This is a genomic window from Alphaproteobacteria bacterium, assembly GCA_040905865.1.
Classification (GTDB): Bacteria; Pseudomonadota; Alphaproteobacteria; order UBA8366.
Map to the genome: position 1 here is coordinate 77,471 of JBBDQU010000005.1, position 16,787 is coordinate 94,257.

Here is a 16,787-nt window from a genome sequence, read left to right on the forward strand (position 1 = left end):
CGGCGGAGAAGCCGGCGCCTGCGGCGGAGAAATCAGCGCCTGCGGCGGAGAAGCCGGCGCCTGCGGCGGAGAAATCAGCGCCTGCGGCGGAGAAGCCAGCGCCTGCGGCGGAGAAGCCGGCGCCTGCGGCGGAGAAGCCGGCGCCTGCGGCGTCGAAATCCGGCGGCGACCGGATCTTCGCCAGCCCGCTGGCGCGACGGATGGCGGAACAGGCCGGGCTCGAACTGTCCGGCGTGACAGGCAGCGGGCCGAACGGACGGATCGTCAAGGCGGATGTGGAAGCGGCGCTTGCCGGCGGTGTTGCGTCTGGGGCCGCCGCTCCGGCGCCCGCGGCGACTCCCACGCCAAAAGCAACCGCGGCAGCGGAAGGTTTCGAGCCGGATTTCGATTTCCAGCCCGCGAGCGGCATGCGCAAGGTCATTGCCCAGCGCCTGACCGAATCCAAACAGACCGTGCCTCATTTCTATCTCACGGTGGATTGCCAGATCGACAATCTGTTGAAGCTGCGCAAGGAGCTGAACAGCCGTTCGGAGGAATACAAGCTTTCGGTCAACGACCTGATCATCAAGGCCAGCGGCGTCGCCCTGCGCAAGGTTCCGGCGGCGAATGCCTCCTGGACCGGCGATGGCGTGAAACTGTACCGCAGCGCCGATATCTCGGTCGCCGTGGCCATCGAGGGCGGACTGATCACCCCGGTAATCCGCAACGCGGCGGGCAAGGGGCTGGAGGCCATCTCCAACGAGATGAAGGAACTGGCGGCGAAGGCGCGCGACGGCAAGCTGCAGCCCGAGGAGTACCAGGGCGGTACATTCAGCATTTCCAATCTGGGCATGTTCGGAATCAAGCAGTTCGACGCGGTCATCAACCCGCCGCAGGGCGCCATTCTGGCGGTCGGGGCGGGGGAACAGCGGCCGGTGGTCCGTGACGGCGCGCTGGCGGTGGCGACGGTGATGTCGGTGACGCTCTCGGTCGATCACCGGGCCGTCGACGGCGCGGTCGGGGCGGAGTTCCTGGCCGCCTTCAGGAAGCTGATCGAAGACCCGATGACGATGCTGCTCTAGCAGCATCCGCGGAAGCGGTTACGGAAGGGAAAAGCGAATGGCCGATACGAGTTTCGACGTCATTATCGTCGGCGGCGGGCCGGGCGGCTATGTCGCGGCAATCCGCTCGGCGCAGCTTGGCATGAAGACCGCGCTGGTGGAACGCGAGCATCTGGGCGGGATCTGCCTGAACTGGGGCTGTATTCCGACCAAGGCGCTGCTGCGGACGTCCGAAATCTACCATTACGCCACACACGGCAACGCCTTCGGGTTGAAGATCGAAGGCGTCAGCGTCGATCTGCCGGCAGTGGTGAAACGTTCCCGCGGGATTGCGAAACAGCTCAATTCCGGCGTCGGCCATCTGCTGAAGAAGAACAAGGTCACCGTATTCGACGGCGCGGGCAAGCTGAATGGCGGCGGCGCCGGCGCGCACAAGCTGAAGGTTGAAAAGGACGGCAAGGCCGTCGCCGAACTGACCGGCAAGCATATCGTGCTGGCCACGGGCGCGCGGGCGCGGGTGCTGCCGGGCCTCGAACCCGACGGCAAGCTGGTCTGGACCTACAAGGAGGCGATGGTGCCGGAAGCCATGCCGAAATCGCTGCTGGTTGTCGGATCGGGCGCCATTGGCATGGAATTCGCCAGTTTTTACAGTGACCTGGGCGCCGATGTTACGGTGGTGGAGGTACTCGACCGGATACTGCCCGTGGAAGACGAGGAAATTTCCGCGTTTGCCCATAAACAGTTCGAAAAGCAGGGTATCAAGATACACACCAGCGCCAAGGTATCCGGGCTGAAACGCGGCAAGGACAACGTCACCGCGACCATCGAAGCCGGCGGGAAAAAAAACGCGCTGACCGTCGACCGGGTGATCCTGGCGGTCGGCATCGTCGGCAATGTCGAGGATCTCGGCCTGGAAGGCACCAGGGTGGAAGTCGACCGCACCCATGTGGTCGTCGACCAATGGTCGCAGACAAAGGAACCGGGCATTTACGCCATCGGCGACCTGGCGGGGCCGCCCTGGCTGGCGCACAAGGCGAGCCATGAAGGCGTCATCTGTATCGAGAAGATCGCGGGCGTGAAGAACCTGCATCCGCTCGATACGGGTAATATTCCGGGCTGCACCTATTGCCGGCCGCAGATCGCCAGCGTGGGCCTGACCGAGGCGGCGGCCAAAAAGGCGGGACACAAGGTCAAGGTCGGTCGCTTCCCGTTCATCGGCAATGGCAAGGCAATCGCGCTGGGCGAACCGGAGGGCCTGATCAAGACGGTATTCGACGAAAAGACCGGCGAACTGCTGGGCGCGCACATGGTCGGCGCGGAAGTGACGGAGTTGATTCAGGGCTACGGCATTGCGCGTACGCTGGAAACAACCGAGGCGGAATTGATGCATACGGTCTTCGCGCACCCGACCCTTTCGGAAATGATGCATGAGTCTGTCCTTGACGCCTATGGCCGGGCCATCCATTTCTAGGTCATCATGGCAATCACAGACGCTCCCGCCCTGCGGCACCCGGAAAAACGGAACCGGCCCGATAACCCCATCCAGCGCAAGCCGGACTGGATCCGGGTCAAGGCGCCGACCTCGCCGGTCTACCGCGAAACGCGCGATATCGTCCGCGAAAACGGGCTGGTAACGGTCTGCGAGGAGGCCGGATGCCCCAATATCGGCGAATGCTGGGCCCAGAAGCACGCGACTTTCATGGTGATGGGCGATACCTGTACGCGCGCCTGCGCCTTCTGCAATGTCGCGACGGGGATGCCCAGGCCGCTGGACCCGCTGGAACCGGTCAAGCTGGCGGGCGCCGTCGCCAAACTGGGGCTGAACCATGTGGTGGTGACGTCGGTCGACCGGGATGATCTGATCGATGGCGGCGCGGCGCATTTCGCGGCGGTGATCGACCGGTTGCGCGAATTCGCGCCGGGGGTCACGATCGAGATCCTGACACCGGATTTCAAGGATAAGCCGGGGGCGATCGAACTTGTAGCGGCGGCGCGGCCGGATGTGTTCAATCACAATATGGAAACCGTGCCGCGCCTGTATCCGGGAATCCGGCCGGGGGCCCGGTATTTCACCAGCCTTGAACTGCTGCACCGGGTGAAGCGGCTGGAGCCGCTGACTTTCACCAAATCCGGCCTGATGGTCGGGCTGGGCGAAAGCCGCGAAGAGGTGCATCAGGTGATGGACGACCTGCGCGCGGCCGATGTGGATTTCCTGACCATCGGTCAGTATCTGCAGCCGACGCCGAAACATGCCGCCATCGACCGATTTGTGACGCCTGACGAATTCAGGGCCTATGCGGCTGCCGCGCGCGGCAAGGGTTTCCTGATGGTATCGTCATCGCCGTTGACCCGTTCCTCCTATCACGCCGACTCCGATTTCGAGAGCCTGCGGGCGGCGCGCGAAGCGCAATCGCGATAACCCGACATTCCGCACGCTGAAAGACCGATTTGCCAACGCATCAGGAAAATCGACGACTCCCGCACCGGCCGGAACAGATGTTTGATCTGGTCGCCGAGGTGGAAAAATATCCCGAATTTCTGCCGTGGTGCGTGGCGTCCCGTATTCGCAGTCGCTCGGAAACGCTTCTCGTCGCGGATTTGGTAATTGGTTTTAAGGGGATACGGGAAAGTTTTACCAGCATTGTTTCGCTAGACCGGCAAAACCTTGTAATTCAGGTGGAATATCAAGATGGTCCATTCAAGCATTTGAATAATTACTGGAAATTTAAACCCGCTGATGACGGTTCCTGTATCCTGGATTTTTATGTCGATTTCGAATTCAAATCCCGAATTCTGCAGAAGGCGATTGAGTTGCTGTTCGGCGAAGCCGTGCGCCGCATGGTCGGGGCCTTCGAGAAACGCGCGGTGGCGCTTTACGGCAAAACCGGCACCGAATCGGGCTCGACCGACTGGTGAGGGGGCGTTTTAACTGCGATGGCAGTTACAATTGTTTTGCCAGGGCAGTACTGCACACCGCACGCCAGCCATAGCGGGTCGGGAATCCCGCCCTACAAAATATAGCAGTGACTGCGATGGCAGGCGATGTTAAGCCTAGCAGGTTAGGTTTAATCGCTAGTTTGCCCGGTTCTGATACCGGGATCCTTGCCAATACAGGATTTCAGATTTGATCACGGCATCGCAGATTCGTTCCGGTCGAGCGATCATCAACGCGAAACAGAGCGAACTGGCTAGGGCTGCCGGCATCTCATTGGCGACGCTGAACAACATCGAGCGCGGCGTGGGCGATCCCCGTACCAGCACGCTGGACGCGATCGAGCATGCTCTGGCGCGGGCGGGGGTGGAACTGCATGGCGACGAGGCCGTGGAAACCGTGACGCTGCGCCGCCTTGCGCGGCCAAGTGCGTATGATACCTTTTTCGCCAGCCAGCGGGTTCTGGAAGCGATGGGTCCGAAATCGCTTCTGAAGGCGCATCGGGTCCTGTTTTTCGCCCGCAGGAACCGACGCGAACCCGATGTTCGGCCGCGGGTCTGTCTGCTGATCGAGGGCGAGGCCCGCGCCATTCTGTTCGACCAGGTGGATTTCAACCTGTCCGGTGGCGCGCGTGTCGCGGAGGTGGCGGGGGTCATGCTTGCTGCCTTCACCTTCCACCGGCGCACAGTACACCACCTCGCCGATATTCTGGACGATACCACCATGACGGAAACCGCAGAGGCGGTGGAACGGTTGCGCGGCATGGGCGGAGAGCCGCTGAAGCATCCGCGCGACTTTTTCAATGCCATCGATTCCTGGGACGATCTTGTGAGCGCCTATGGCGCTCGGGCGGGTCATCCCATGCGGGACCTGCTGGCGCAATTTCCCGCGGGAAACGGCATATAATACACGATCGGATCTAGCCTTCGGGTTCCTGACGATTCGCCAGCTTTTCGAGCATGCTGAACGCCGCGACCACGGTCGCATGGCGGACAGCATGGCGGTCGCCTTCGAAGATATGCCGCTCCACATGGGGCTGGCGGGTGCCCAGCCGGGCGCCGCCGATAAAGACCAGGCCAACCGGCTTTTCAGCGGTTCCGCCGCCAGGCCCCGCCACACCGGTGACGGACACTGCCGCATCGGCACGGGAATGGGCCAACGTGCCGAGCGCCATGGCGCCGGCCACTGGTTCGCTAACCGCGCCATGTGTGCTGATCAGGTTCATGTCGACGCCGATGGCTTCATTTTTCGCTTCGTTCGAATAGGTTACGAAGCCGCGTTCAACCGTTGAGGAAGATCCTGGTATCCCCGTAAGGCAGGCAATGATCAGCCCGCCCGTACAGGATTCCGCCGTGGCCAGCATCAGTCCCTTGTCGTGGTAAAGGTCAAGCAGCGCCGTAGCGCGGTCGATCAGGTCCGGGGGAAACATCGTCGTGGCAACTTCCTCTTGCTGTTCATGCCTGTAACGAATGCCGTGTTCAGGGCAGGTAGGGCAGCAGGAAATAGAGCAGAATGCCAGTGTAAGCGCCGGCCACTATATCGTCCAGCATGATTCCCATGCCGCCGGAAACGCCGCGGTCGATCCAGTTTGCCGGCCAGGGCTTGACAATATCGAATACCCGGAACAGGAGGAATCCAGCCCCGTAGGCGAGCGGATCCAGCGGTACGAAAGCAAGCGCCAACCATTGGCCGGCGACTTCGTCTATGACGATTTCGCCGGGATCCTTGACGCCGCTCGTGCGGGTCACGGCCTCCGAGGCCCAGATGCCGATCACCAGGGCGGCAAGCGCGGCGGCGAACAGGACAGGCGGTCCGGCCAGCGATGCCATGCCCCAGGCGAAGGGCAGCGCCGCGAGTGAGCCCCATGTACCCGGCGCCAAGGGCAGCCGACCGGCGCCGAACCATGTCGCCAGGAGCATGGCAGGATGAAAAAACGGCAGGGATGTACCCGAAATTCGCATATCCGTTACGCGAAAAGGATCGTCGCGGCGGCCTGCGCGGCAATGCCTTCGCGTCGCCCGAGAAAGCCCAGCCCGTCGGTCGTGGTGGCCTTCACGCTGACCCGGTCGACGGAAAGGGACAGAATAGCCGCCAGTTTTTCACGCATGGCGGCGCGGTGTGGCCCGATTTTCGGTACTTCGCAGATCAGTGTTACATCGACATGGCGCAGGGTCGCGCCGGCGTCCTGAACCAGTCCTGCGGCATGGGACAGGAAAACGGCGGAATCGACGCCGCGCCATTGCGGGTCGCCAGGCGGAAAATGGCTGCCGATATCCCCCGCGCCGATCGTGCCCAGCAGGGCGTCGGTGAGGGCATGCAGGCCGACATCCGAATCCGAGTGTCCGGCCAGGCCGGAATCATGCGGCACGTTCACGCCGCACAGCATGACATGATCGCCTGGCGCGAAAGGGTGGACATCGAATCCCGTGGCGGTGCGGTATTCGCCGCCCGCCGCGCCGGCGCCCAGATAGCGTTCTCCGTAAATGAAATCTTCCGGCATGGTGACCTTGATGTTGTCCGGGCTTCCCGGCACGAGTTGTACCGGCATGCCGGCGGCTTCGGCCACCGCGGCATCGTCTGTCAGGTCCTGTCCGGTCATGGCGCGGTGCGCGGCGAGGATTGGCGCATACCGGAACCCCTGCGGCGTCTGCGCCCGCCACAGGGCGGACCGGTCGACGGTGCCGGTGACCCTGGCATGGGCATCCGCCCGCTTGAGGGTATCGGAAACCGGCAAGGCGGCCAGCGCGGCCGGCGTATCGTCCGACAGGGCGGCGATGACCCGGCTGATGACGCCGGCGTCGGCAAAGGGGCGCGCCGCATCGTGGATCAGCACATTTAAGGGTTTGAGGTCGGCCAGGCTTTCAAGTCCGTTGCGCGATGAATCCTGGCGCAATGCGCCGCCATGCACGGGGGGAAGCAGGCCAAATCCGGTTGCAGCGTCCGCATATAATCCGGCGTCGTCGGGGTGGATGACGACCCGAACCGCGTCTATTTCGGGATGCCGGACGAAGCAGCCAATCGTACGCCGCAGCAGCGGCTGGCCGGCCAGGGGGCGGTACTGCTTGGGCATGCCGCCGCCGGCGCGGACACCGCGTCCGCCCGCGACGATTAGCGCTACCGTATTCATTGTCCATCCCTTCGATTGCGGCCGGCATCTTGACGATCCGGCCGCGAAAAGCCAAGTCCCGCGAAGCCCTGCCGGCAAGATGGCGGTACGGGCATGAATGCGATATAAGCGCGGTCATGACGCTTGTTGAAAACCCGCTATTGTTCAGCGTATTGGCCCTGTTCAGCCTGATTCCGGCAGCCTTCGTCGCGTGGCGGCGCGGCGCTGTCCGCGATTCTTTATTCTGGTCCGTTACCGGTCTGGCGCTGATCGGGCCGGCCGCCTGGTGCGTCGCGCAACTCTCGGGATCCTGGCATACGGACCTGTCGTCCGCCTTGTGGATTACGGTCGCGGCCAGCATGGCGCTTTATGCCGCCATGGCAGTGTGGACCCGCGCCATCTGGCGCCTGGCGCCGCTGTTGTTGCCTTATCTCTGTGTGGTTGCGCTGATCGCGACCGTCTGGGGACAGGCGCCGGGGCGACCGCTGCCCTCGGATACGCCGGCCACCTGGGTGGAGGTTCACATTGTCTTCGCCGTCCTGACCTACAGCCTGCTGACCATTAGCGCGGTGGCGGGCGTGGCGGTCCTGTTGCAGGAGCGCGCGCTGAAAACCAAGCGGCCGACCCGGCTGACGGCGTTGCTGCCCTCCGTCGTGGAAGCGGAGTCGATGCAGGTGCGCCTGCTGGGCGCGACGGAAATCGTGCTCGGCTTCGGTCTGCTGACAGGGGTGGCGACACAGGTCGTCGAAACCGGCGGCGTCCTGGAATTTAACCACAAGACGGTCCTGTCGCTGGTCGCTTTCGTGGTTATCGGTGTCCTGCTGGCGGCGCATTTCCGGACAGGCATCCGCGGCCGCCGGGCCTCGCGCCTGGTATTGCTGGCCTATCTGCTTCTGACCCTGGGGTATCCGGGCGTCAAGTTCGTAACGGATATTTTATTGGTATAGTCCGTAAATTCCGTTGATTGATCCGGTACAACCGGAGTATGCTCATTTTATGAGCATGGATTTATTGCGCCTAAATTATGTGCATTAATATTGGAAAACATCGCATTGCGGTTCCGGTGTTTCTGGCGCCGATGTCCGGCGTGACCGACCGTCCGTTTCGTCAGCTTGCATTCCGGCAGGGTGCCGCAATGGAGACATCGGAAATGCTGGCCAGCGGCGAAGCGCTTCTGGAGACCGAGGCATCGCAGAAAAAAGCAGCGCGTGCCGCGGACGGTGCGGTGCTGGCGGTTCAACTCGCCGGCCATGACCCGTCGATGATGGCCGAGGCGGCGAAGCTCTGTGCCGGCAATGGCGCGGATATCATTGATATCAACTTCGGGTGCCCGGCCAAGAAGGTCGTCGGCAAGCTGTGCGGTTCGGCGCTGATGCGCGATGAGATACACGCGGCGCGAATCCTCGACGCCGTCGTTGGCGCGGTGGACGTGCCGGTCACACTCAAGATGCGGACAGGCTGGGATGACGCCGACCGCAACGCGCCGCGGCTGGCGCGGATCGCACAGGATTGCGGCATTCAGCTTGTCGCCGTTCATGGCAGGACGCGGGCGCAGCGGTATGCGGGTCATGCCGACTGGGCGTTCATCCGCAGGGTCAAGGAAGCCGTGGATATCCCGGTAATCGCTAACGGCGATATCGTCAGCCTTGAGGATATTCGCATCTGCCTCGCGCAATCCGGCGCCGACGGCGTCATGATCGGTCGCGGGGCCTGTGGACGGCCCTGGTTCATCCGGCAGGCCATGGAGTATATGGCGACGGGAAGCGCGTCGCCGCCGCCGCCGCTGGACGTGCAGCGTGAAATCGTCCTCAGCCATTTCGACGCCATGCTGGCGCATCACGGCGCCCATCGCGGTACCCTGAATTTCCGTAAGCATATTGCCTGGTATTCCCGGGGCATGCCGGATTCCGCGGATTTTCGGCAGAGCGTATATGCGCTTGACGCACCGGGTAAGATACGGGGCGCGGTGATGGCGTTTTACGGTGCCGCGATCGACCGGCTGGCGGCCTGATGATGGCGATGGCGCGTGAAACAGATGCCGGCGTGTATCCGACGTCGACGGCAATCCTGAATGCATTGGCCGACCCTGTCATCGTCGTCGATCGAAAGGACGATCTTGTCTATCTCAACCAGTCGGCGGAAGATTTCCTGCAGACGACGCTGTCGAAGGGCAGAATTGTCAATCTTCAGGACATAATCCCGCATGACAGCCCGATCCTTTCGCTCGTGCACAAGGTGCGATCGAACGGCAACAGCATGTCGCAATACGATGTCGGTCTGGCGACGCCCCGTATCGGCGAACACGTGATCAATGTCGACGGCACGACGCTGAACGAACATCCGGGCCATGTGGTGCTGACCTTGGAACGGCGTTCCATCGCGGGACGGATCGATCGTTCGCTGACCCATCGCGGCGCCGCGCGGTCGGTCAGCGCGATGGCCCTGATGCTGGCGCATGAAATCAAGAATCCGCTGTCCGGGGTACGCGGCGCGGCGCAACTGCTCGAACAGGCCGGGGATTCGCTGGATCACGAACTGACCCGGCTAATCATCGAGGAAACCGACCGTATCTGTGCGCTGGTCGACCGGATGGAGATTTTTGCCGACAATCCGCGCATCGAACGCAAGGCGGTCAATATCCACATTGTCCTGAACCATGTGGTCAAGCTCGCCAGAACCGGTTTCGGCAGCAAGATCCGGATCATCGAGGATTATGACCCGTCGCTGCCGCCGGCATACGGCAATCACGACCAACTGGTGCAGGTCTTCCTGAACCTGGTGAAGAACGCGGTCGAGGCGGCCCCGGAAAACGGCGGCGAGGTCGTGGTATCCACGGCCTTTCAGCAGGGGATGCGGATGATGGCGCCAAGCGGGCAGGGGCAGGTACATCTGCCCCTGGTCGTGTCGATTCGCGATAACGGCGACGGCGTGCCGGAGGATCTGCGCCGCCATCTGTTCGATCCGTTCATTACGACGAAGCCGGGCGGCACGGGACTGGGGCTGGCGCTTGTCGCCAAATTTGTGGGGGATCACGGGGGCATAATCGACCTGGAAAGTCGGCATCGGCGAACGGTTTTTCGCGTGATGCTGCCGATGATGACGGAACAAGATGACTGAAACGACATCGATCAGTGGTTCGACCATACTCGTCGCCGACGACGACAGGGGAATCCGCACCGTCCTGACGCGGGCGCTGGCCCGGCTGGATTGCGACGTACGGACAACCGGCAATGCGGCGACACTCTGGCGCTGGGTCAGCGAGGGGATCGGCGACCTCGTCATTACCGATGTTGTCATGCCCGATGAAAACGGGCTGGATCTTATCCTCCGAATCCGGAAGATACGGCCCGAATTGCGGGTCATTGTGATGAGCGCGCAAAATACGCTGCTGACGGCGGTCAAGGCCAATGAGCGCGGGGCCTTCGAGTATCTGCCGAAACCCTTCGACCTGAACGAATTGGTCAGCGTTGTGTCGCGGGCCCTGACCGAGCGCAGCACGCCGCAGAACCAGCAGGATGAAGCGTCGGGCGAGGAGGAAAACCTGCCGCTGATCGGCCGGTCGCCCGCGATGCAGGACATATATCGCGTCCTGGCCCGGCTGGTCGGAACCGACCTGACGGTTCTGATCACGGGCGAATCGGGAACCGGCAAGGAGCTTGTGGCGCGGGCGCTGCACGATTACGGGAAGCGAAAAAACGGCCCCTTCGTCGCCATCAATATGGCGGCGATCCCGCGCGAACTTATCGAAAGCGAATTGTTCGGCCACGAAAAAGGATCGTTTTCGGGCGCGACGAACCGAAGCGCCGGACGATTCGAGCAGGCGGATGGCGGGACACTGTTCCTGGACGAAATCGGCGATATGCCGATCGAGGCCCAGACGCGGCTGTTGCGCGTGCTGCAGGACGGTACGTTCACGACGGTCGGCGGGCGAACCCCGATTCGCTCCAGCGTGCGGATTGTCGCTGCGACGCACCGGGATTTGCGCCAGTTCGTTTCGCAGGGCCTGTTCCGGGAAGATCTGTATTACCGGCTGAACGTCGTGCCGTTGCGCCTGCCGCCCTTGCGGCAACGGACGGAAGATATCCCCGACCTGGTCCGGCATTTTCTCGCCCGCGGCGAGATGGAGGGCCTGCCCACCAAATCCCTGGAGCCGACCGCGCTCGCCCGGCTACGGGAATACCGCTGGCCGGGAAACGTTCGGGAGCTGGAGAACCTGATGCGGCGGATTGCGGCGCTCTACGCCGAGGAACGCATTGGCATTGACGTCATCGAAGCGGAGCTGCTTGACGCCGAAGTGTCCGATTCGGATGCGCCCGGGTTGCAGAGTGTGAGCCTGTCCGAAGCGGTTGAGCAGCATCTGCAGTCTTATTTCGACGCCCATAGCGACGGATTGCCGCCATCCGGACTGTACGACCGGATTCTGCGCGAAGTCGAGCGCCCCCTTATTACCCTGTGCCTTGGCGCCACGCGGGGAAACCAGATAAAGGCGGCGGATTTGCTCGGCGTGAACCGCAACACGCTGCGCAAGAAAATCCGCGAGTTGGACATACAAATCATGCGGGGCGTAAAGTAAGCGCGAACGAACCGGATTTCCGGTTCGAACCCGATGGCCTGTTTTCCGGGAGCCTTGGTTGCCGGCGTAGCTAGTGACGGGAATGACGATAGTCGAGACGACCAGTAACTCGTTACGGGGCTTACTGCTCAATGCCGGTCACTGGCTTCGGCAGCGGCAGATCGGCCGGATATTCGCCATTGCGCTGGTCGTCCTGGCCATTGTTTCCGGCGTCGTCACCTATGCGCTGCTGACCCGGTCATCGTTTTCGCCGGATGCGGGGTCAATCCTGATCCTGCTGAATATCGATCTTGTCATTCTGCTGCTGCTGGCCGTCGTCATTACGCGCCACGTGGTGAAGATATGGAGCGACCGGCGCCGCGGGTCGGCGGGCTCACGCCTGCATGTCCGCCTTGCCCTTTTGTTTGGACTGATTTCGGTCGTACCCACGATCATCATGGCGCTGTTCTCCGCCCTTTTCTTCAACTTCGGTATCGAATCCTGGTTCAGCGAACGGGTTCGTACGGCATTGCAGGAATCTTCCGCGGTCGCGGAAGCCTATCTGGAGGAGCACAAGCGCAATATCGTTGCCGACGCGCTTCGCATGGCGCGGGATATCGACAATCAGGCGCCGTCGCTGGTCTACAATCAGGAGCGCCTGATCCAGGCTGTCGGTATTCAGGCACGGGTCCGCAAGTTGACCGAGGCGGTTATCTTCACGGGAGGCGGCAACGTCATTGCGCGTTCCGGCCTGACCGGCGCGCTGGAATTCGAGCCCGTGCCGCCGGATGCACTGGAAAAGGCGCGGGATGGCGAGGTGGCCGTGCTTACAAGCGCGAACGAAGACCGGGTGCGTGCGCTGCTGCGCCTGGATAATTTTATTGACAGCTATCTGTATGTCGGCCGTTTCGTCGACCCCGCTGTCCTGGGCCACAGCGAACTGACGCGGGACGCCGTGGACCAGTTTGAAAGCCTCGAATTGCGGCGGGCGGATATTCAGATATCCTTCGTGCTGGTCTTTGCGATGATCGCCCTGCTGCTGTTGCTGGCGGCGGTATGGGTAGGTCTGAACGTTGCGACCAGCCTTTCCGGACCGGTCAGCGCCCTGATTTCCGCCACCGAAAAGATACGGTCGGGCGATATGTCCGCGCGGGTTGCGGTCGACGGTTCGGACGATGACGAAATCGACACGCTGGGCCGGGCCTTCAACCGGATGACGAACGATCTCGAAAGCAGTCGGCGGGAGCTGCTCGAAGCGAATCAGCAGATCGATGCCCGCCGTATTTTCACTGAAACGGTCCTTTCCGGTGTCTCCGCGGGTGTTATCGGTCTCGACAGCAACGGCCGGATTACGTTGCCGAACAGTTCGGCGTCGCAATTGCTGGGCCTGGAACTGGAGCAGCTTCGGGGCGAACCGCTGGGCGAGGTGGTGCCGGAATTCCGCGCGTTGTTCTCCGAGGCGCAGGGGCGGACCAGCGCGATTCCGACGGAGCAGCAGGTTGTGGTCAAGCAGGGCGCCGATCAGCGGACGCTGCTGGTGCGCATTGGTGCGGTACAGGGCGACAACGTGACGGCGGGTTTTGTTGTCACCTTCGACGATATTTCCGCCTTGCTGTCGGCGCAGCGAAAGGCGGCCTGGGCGGATGTTGCGCGGCGGATCGCGCATGAAATAAAAAATCCGCTGACGCCGATCCAGCTTTCCGCGGAACGCCTGGCCAGACGCTACCTGAAACAGGTCGACGACGAATCCGGAACGTTCCAAACCTGTATCGATACGATCGTCCGGCAGGTGGAAACGATCGGCCGGATGGTCGATGAATTCTCCAGTTTTGCCCGGATGCCCGCACCGGTAATCAGACGCGAAAATATCAACGACCTGTGCCGGCAGGGCGTTTTCCTGCACCGTAATTCCCATCCGCATATCACCTATGAGGAAATCCTGCCGGAGGACGTGGTGGTTGCGGATTGCGACGGCCGCCTGATCAGCCAGGCTATAACGAATCTTTTGCTGAATGCGGCGGAAGCCATAGAAGGCCGGACGAGCGAAAATCCGCCGCCGGGGCGTATTGTGATATCCGTGTCGCGGTATGATGGTAATATTGAAATTTCGGTGGACGACAACGGCAAGGGATTGCCGGAGGACGGTCGTGAAAACCTGATGGAGCCCTATGTGACGTCCCGCGCCAAGGGAACGGGCCTCGGACTGGCTATTGTCCGGAAGATCATGGAAGATCATCAGGGACAACTGATGCTGGACGATTCGTCCGAAGGCGGCGCCCGCGTGCGGATGGTGTTTCCGGAAGCCGTTCCGGTGCCGGATCGTCCCGCTGGATCAGAGACGGAGCAGGCAACCCGCCATGGCGCATGACATTCTGATTGTCGACGACGAGGATGATATCCGCCAGTTGATCGCCGGCATCCTGGACGATGAAGGCTACGATACGCGGCAGGCGGCCAGCAGTGCGGAAGCCTTTGCCGCGATTGCCGCGCGGCAGCCGAGCCTGATCATTCTGGATGTCTGGTTGCGCGAAAGCAGCCATGACGGACTGCAGATGCTGGAAATGATCCGCAAGGAAAATCCGTCCCAGCAGGTCATCATGATCAGCGGTCACGGGACGTTCGACATGGCGGTCTCGGCAACGAAGATGGGCGCATATGATTTCATCGCAAAGCCCTTCAAGACGGACGTCCTGCTGCATACGATCGGCCGCGCGGTCGAGGAAGCGCGGCTGCGTCAGGAAAATTTCGAGTTGCAGGCGAACGCCATCGATCGTGTCGACGAACTGATTGGCGAATCGCCGGCCATCGTGCAACTGCGTCAGGCAATAGAACGGGTCGCACCGACGGATAGCCGAATCCTGTTTACGGGCCCCGCGGGGGTGGGGAAGGGCGTCGTGGCGCGAATCGTCCACCGCCTTTCCGCTCGAAGAAAGGGTCGCTTCGTCGTCCTCAACTGCGCCGGGCTGGAGCCGGAAGGGCTGGAACCCGCGCTTTTCGGCGCCGAGGCGCAAAACGGCGGGCCGCGCAAGATCGGCGTGCTGGAAGCGGCCCATAAGGGCACGCTTCTGCTTGATGAAGTGGCGGATATGCCATTGGAGACACAGGGCAAGATCACGCGGGTGCTACACCGCAAGATTTTTGAGCGGTTGGGCGGAAAAAACGAAGTCGAGATAGATGTCAGGGTTCTGGCGACGACGAATCGTGACGTACAGTCGGAAATCGAGGCGGGCCGGTTCCGGGAGGATCTGTATTACCGGTTGAACGTCGTGCCGGTTGCCGTGCCGGCGCTGTCCGACCGGCGGCAGGATATTCCCGCACTGGCCGCACATCTGATGGAGCGTCTCTGTCGCGCCAAGGGGCATTCCTCCTGCAGCCTCGCTGCGGATGCACTGGCGGCGCTGCAGGCTTATGACTGGCCGGGTAATATCTGGGAACTGATCAACGTGCTGGAGCGGCTGCTGCTGCATGCCGATGCGGGTGTGCCGCTGCGGTCCGACGCGGTTGCAAGGGCCATTGGGCTGGGTGAGTCGAATATGGTACGCAACGACATGGTGATGGACGTCATGAATCAGCCGTTGCGGGATGCGCGTGAATCGTTTGAGCGGGAATATCTTGATTTTCATTTGACCCGCTTCAGCGGGAACATTAGCAAGACAGCCGAGTTCGTGGGGATGGACCGGGCAGCCCTGCATCGAAAGCTGAAACTGCTGGGCGTGCAGAACAGGCCGCAACGTATCGGCGCCGATGCAGAGTCCAAGGTAGAATAGATGAAAGTCATCATTTGCGGCGCGGGCCAGGTCGGGTTCAGTATTGCCGGATACCTGTCACAGGAAAATAATGATGTGACTGTCATCGACCAGTCCGCCGAGTTGATCGGAAAGATCAATGATTCGCTCGATGTGCAGGCGTTTGTCGGCTATGCGTCGCATCCCGATATTCTGGAGCGCGCCGGCGCATCCGCGGCCGATATGCTGATCGCTGTCACATTTGCCGACGAAGTGAACATGGTGGCCTGTCAGGTGGCGCATTCGTTGTTCAATGTGCCGACCAAGATCGCGCGGGTCCGGCACCAAAGTTATCTTAACCCGGTCTGGGCCGACCTGTTCAGCCGTGAGAACATGCCCATCGATGTGATCATTTCGCCGGAAATCGAGGTTGCGCGGGCTATTCGCCGGCGCCTGGTGGTGCCGGGAACAATCGACATGATTCCGCTGGCCGAGGGCAAGGTGCAGGCCATCGGGGTGCGTTGCACGGAATCCTGCCCGATTATCAACACGCCGCTTCGACAATTGAGCGAACTTTTTCCGGACCTGGGCATTACGGTTGTCTGCATCAACCGCAACGGATCGCCCTTCATTCCCAAAGCCGCCGATCACATGGTTGCGGGGGACGAAGTCTACTTCATCGCCGACTCGAGCCATGTTCCGCGTGCGTTGTCCGCATTCGGGCATGAGGAGGAAGAGGCGCACCGGATCATCATTATCGGCGGCGGCAATATCGGGCTGAATCTGGCGCAGGAAATCGAACATCAGGATGGAATCACGGCGCGCCTGATAGAATTGAGCCGCGAACGCGCCCGTTTTGTTGCCGAAGCGCTGCCCGCAACCAATGTCATCCTAGGAGATGCGCTTGATTCGGTGATCCTCGATGAAGCCGGGGTCGCTTCGGCGGATACCGTCATTGCCGTTACCAATGATGACGAGACGAATATTCTTGCGTCGCTTCTGGCCAAGCGATACGGCGTCGAGCGCGCGGTGACGCTGATCAACAGCACCGCCTACGCTCCCCTGATCACGACACTGGGAATTGACGTGGCGGTAAGCCCGCGGGCCATTACGGTTTCGACCATCCTGCAGCATATCCGCCGCGGCCGAATCCGCTCGGTGCATTCGCTGATCGACGGTTTTGCGGAAATTATCGAGGCCGAGGCGCTGGAAACCTCGCCGCTCGTGGGGAATGCGCTTAGCGAGGTGAAGTTTCCGCCGAATGTCATCGTCGGGGCGATTGTGCGCGATGACGCGGTCATCATGCCGCGCGCCGACTCGGTCATCAGGACCGATGACATCGTTGTTCTGCTGGCCGCAGCGAAATCGGTCAGAGGCGCCGAACGGCTGTTTTCCGTTCAACTGGAGTTTTTTTAGAGAGAATGCCGGGCAG

At 61.8% G+C, this 16,787-nt stretch carries 15 protein-coding genes; 12 read left to right on the forward strand and 3 right to left on the reverse strand.

Features of this window, described 5'->3' with window-relative positions; translation table 11 throughout:
* The 5 genes from WD767_01310 to WD767_01330 form a co-directional block, all read left to right on the forward strand.
* Positions 1-1,061, forward strand: a 1,061-nt coding sequence (locus tag WD767_01310; GenBank protein ID MEX2614709.1) for a pyruvate dehydrogenase complex dihydrolipoamide acetyltransferase, incomplete at its 5' end; no start/stop codon positions are given.
* 37 nt (positions 1,062-1,098) lie between these two features.
* Positions 1,099-2,511, forward strand: a complete 1,413-nt coding sequence (gene lpdA / locus WD767_01315) for a dihydrolipoyl dehydrogenase (GenBank protein MEX2614710.1) — start codon at positions 1,099-1,101, stop codon at positions 2,509-2,511.
* 6 nt (positions 2,512-2,517) lie between these two features.
* Positions 2,518-3,459, forward strand: coding sequence for a lipoyl synthase (gene lipA, locus WD767_01320; protein MEX2614711.1), 942 nt, complete (start codon positions 2,518-2,520; stop codon positions 3,457-3,459).
* 29 nt (positions 3,460-3,488) lie between these two features.
* On the forward strand, positions 3,489-3,956 hold the full coding sequence (locus WD767_01325; GenBank protein MEX2614712.1) for a type II toxin-antitoxin system RatA family toxin: 468 nt from the start codon (positions 3,489-3,491) through the stop codon (positions 3,954-3,956).
* A gap of 208 nt (positions 3,957-4,164) precedes the next feature.
* The gene (locus WD767_01330) at positions 4,165-4,878 is read left to right on the forward strand and encodes a helix-turn-helix transcriptional regulator (GenBank protein ID MEX2614713.1); all 714 of its coding nucleotides are present in this window, start codon (positions 4,165-4,167) and stop codon (positions 4,876-4,878) included.
* A 13-nt stretch (positions 4,879-4,891) separates the two neighbouring features.
* On the opposite strand, the gene WD767_01335 is transcribed toward WD767_01330, so the two are convergent.
* The 3 genes from WD767_01335 to WD767_01345 are packed head-to-tail and all read right to left on the reverse strand — an operon-like array spanning position 4,892 to position 7,099.
* Complete coding sequence (locus tag WD767_01335) at positions 4,892-5,401, reverse strand: CinA family protein (protein ID MEX2614714.1); 510 nt, start codon at positions 5,399-5,401, stop codon at positions 4,892-4,894.
* A 49-nt stretch (positions 5,402-5,450) separates the two neighbouring features.
* Positions 5,451-5,933 (reverse strand): phosphatidylglycerophosphatase A, encoded by a 483-nt coding sequence (locus tag WD767_01340; protein ID MEX2614715.1) that lies wholly within the window; start codon positions 5,931-5,933, stop codon positions 5,451-5,453.
* Between the two features lie 5 nt (positions 5,934-5,938).
* A complete protein-coding gene (locus WD767_01345; protein ID MEX2614716.1) occupies positions 5,939-7,099 on the reverse strand; it encodes a bifunctional 2-C-methyl-D-erythritol 4-phosphate cytidylyltransferase/2-C-methyl-D-erythritol 2,4-cyclodiphosphate synthase in 1,161 nt (386 codons plus the stop codon).
* 116 nt (positions 7,100-7,215) lie between these two features.
* Between WD767_01345 and ccsA the strand changes: the two genes are divergently transcribed.
* From ccsA to trkA, 7 genes are all read left to right on the forward strand, one after another.
* The gene (gene ccsA / locus WD767_01350; protein MEX2614717.1) at positions 7,216-8,025 is read left to right on the forward strand and encodes a cytochrome c biogenesis protein CcsA; all 810 of its coding nucleotides are present in this window, start codon (positions 7,216-7,218) and stop codon (positions 8,023-8,025) included.
* A gap of 77 nt (positions 8,026-8,102) precedes the next feature.
* Positions 8,103-9,089, forward strand: coding sequence for a tRNA dihydrouridine synthase DusB (dusB, locus tag WD767_01355; GenBank protein ID MEX2614718.1), 987 nt, complete (start codon positions 8,103-8,105; stop codon positions 9,087-9,089).
* Between the two features lie 8 nt (positions 9,090-9,097).
* Positions 9,098-10,195 (forward strand): ATP-binding protein, encoded by a 1,098-nt coding sequence (locus tag WD767_01360; GenBank protein ID MEX2614719.1) that lies wholly within the window; start codon positions 9,098-9,100, stop codon positions 10,193-10,195.
* The gene (ntrC, locus tag WD767_01365; protein ID MEX2614720.1) at positions 10,188-11,651 is read left to right on the forward strand and encodes a nitrogen regulation protein NR(I); all 1,464 of its coding nucleotides are present in this window, start codon (positions 10,188-10,190) and stop codon (positions 11,649-11,651) included. The genes WD767_01360 and ntrC overlap by 8 nt, the downstream gene beginning before the upstream one ends.
* Before the next feature lie 82 nt (positions 11,652-11,733).
* Positions 11,734-13,998: a PAS domain-containing sensor histidine kinase gene (locus WD767_01370; GenBank protein MEX2614721.1), complete on the forward strand. Its 2,265-nt coding sequence runs from the start codon at positions 11,734-11,736 to the stop codon at positions 13,996-13,998.
* A complete protein-coding gene (locus WD767_01375) occupies positions 13,988-15,397 on the forward strand; it encodes a sigma-54 dependent transcriptional regulator (GenBank protein MEX2614722.1) in 1,410 nt (469 codons plus the stop codon). The genes WD767_01370 and WD767_01375 overlap by 11 nt, the downstream gene beginning before the upstream one ends.
* The gene (gene trkA / locus WD767_01380; protein ID MEX2614723.1) at positions 15,398-16,771 is read left to right on the forward strand and encodes a Trk system potassium transporter TrkA; all 1,374 of its coding nucleotides are present in this window, start codon (positions 15,398-15,400) and stop codon (positions 16,769-16,771) included.
* Positions 16,772-16,787 lie beyond the last annotated feature (16 nt).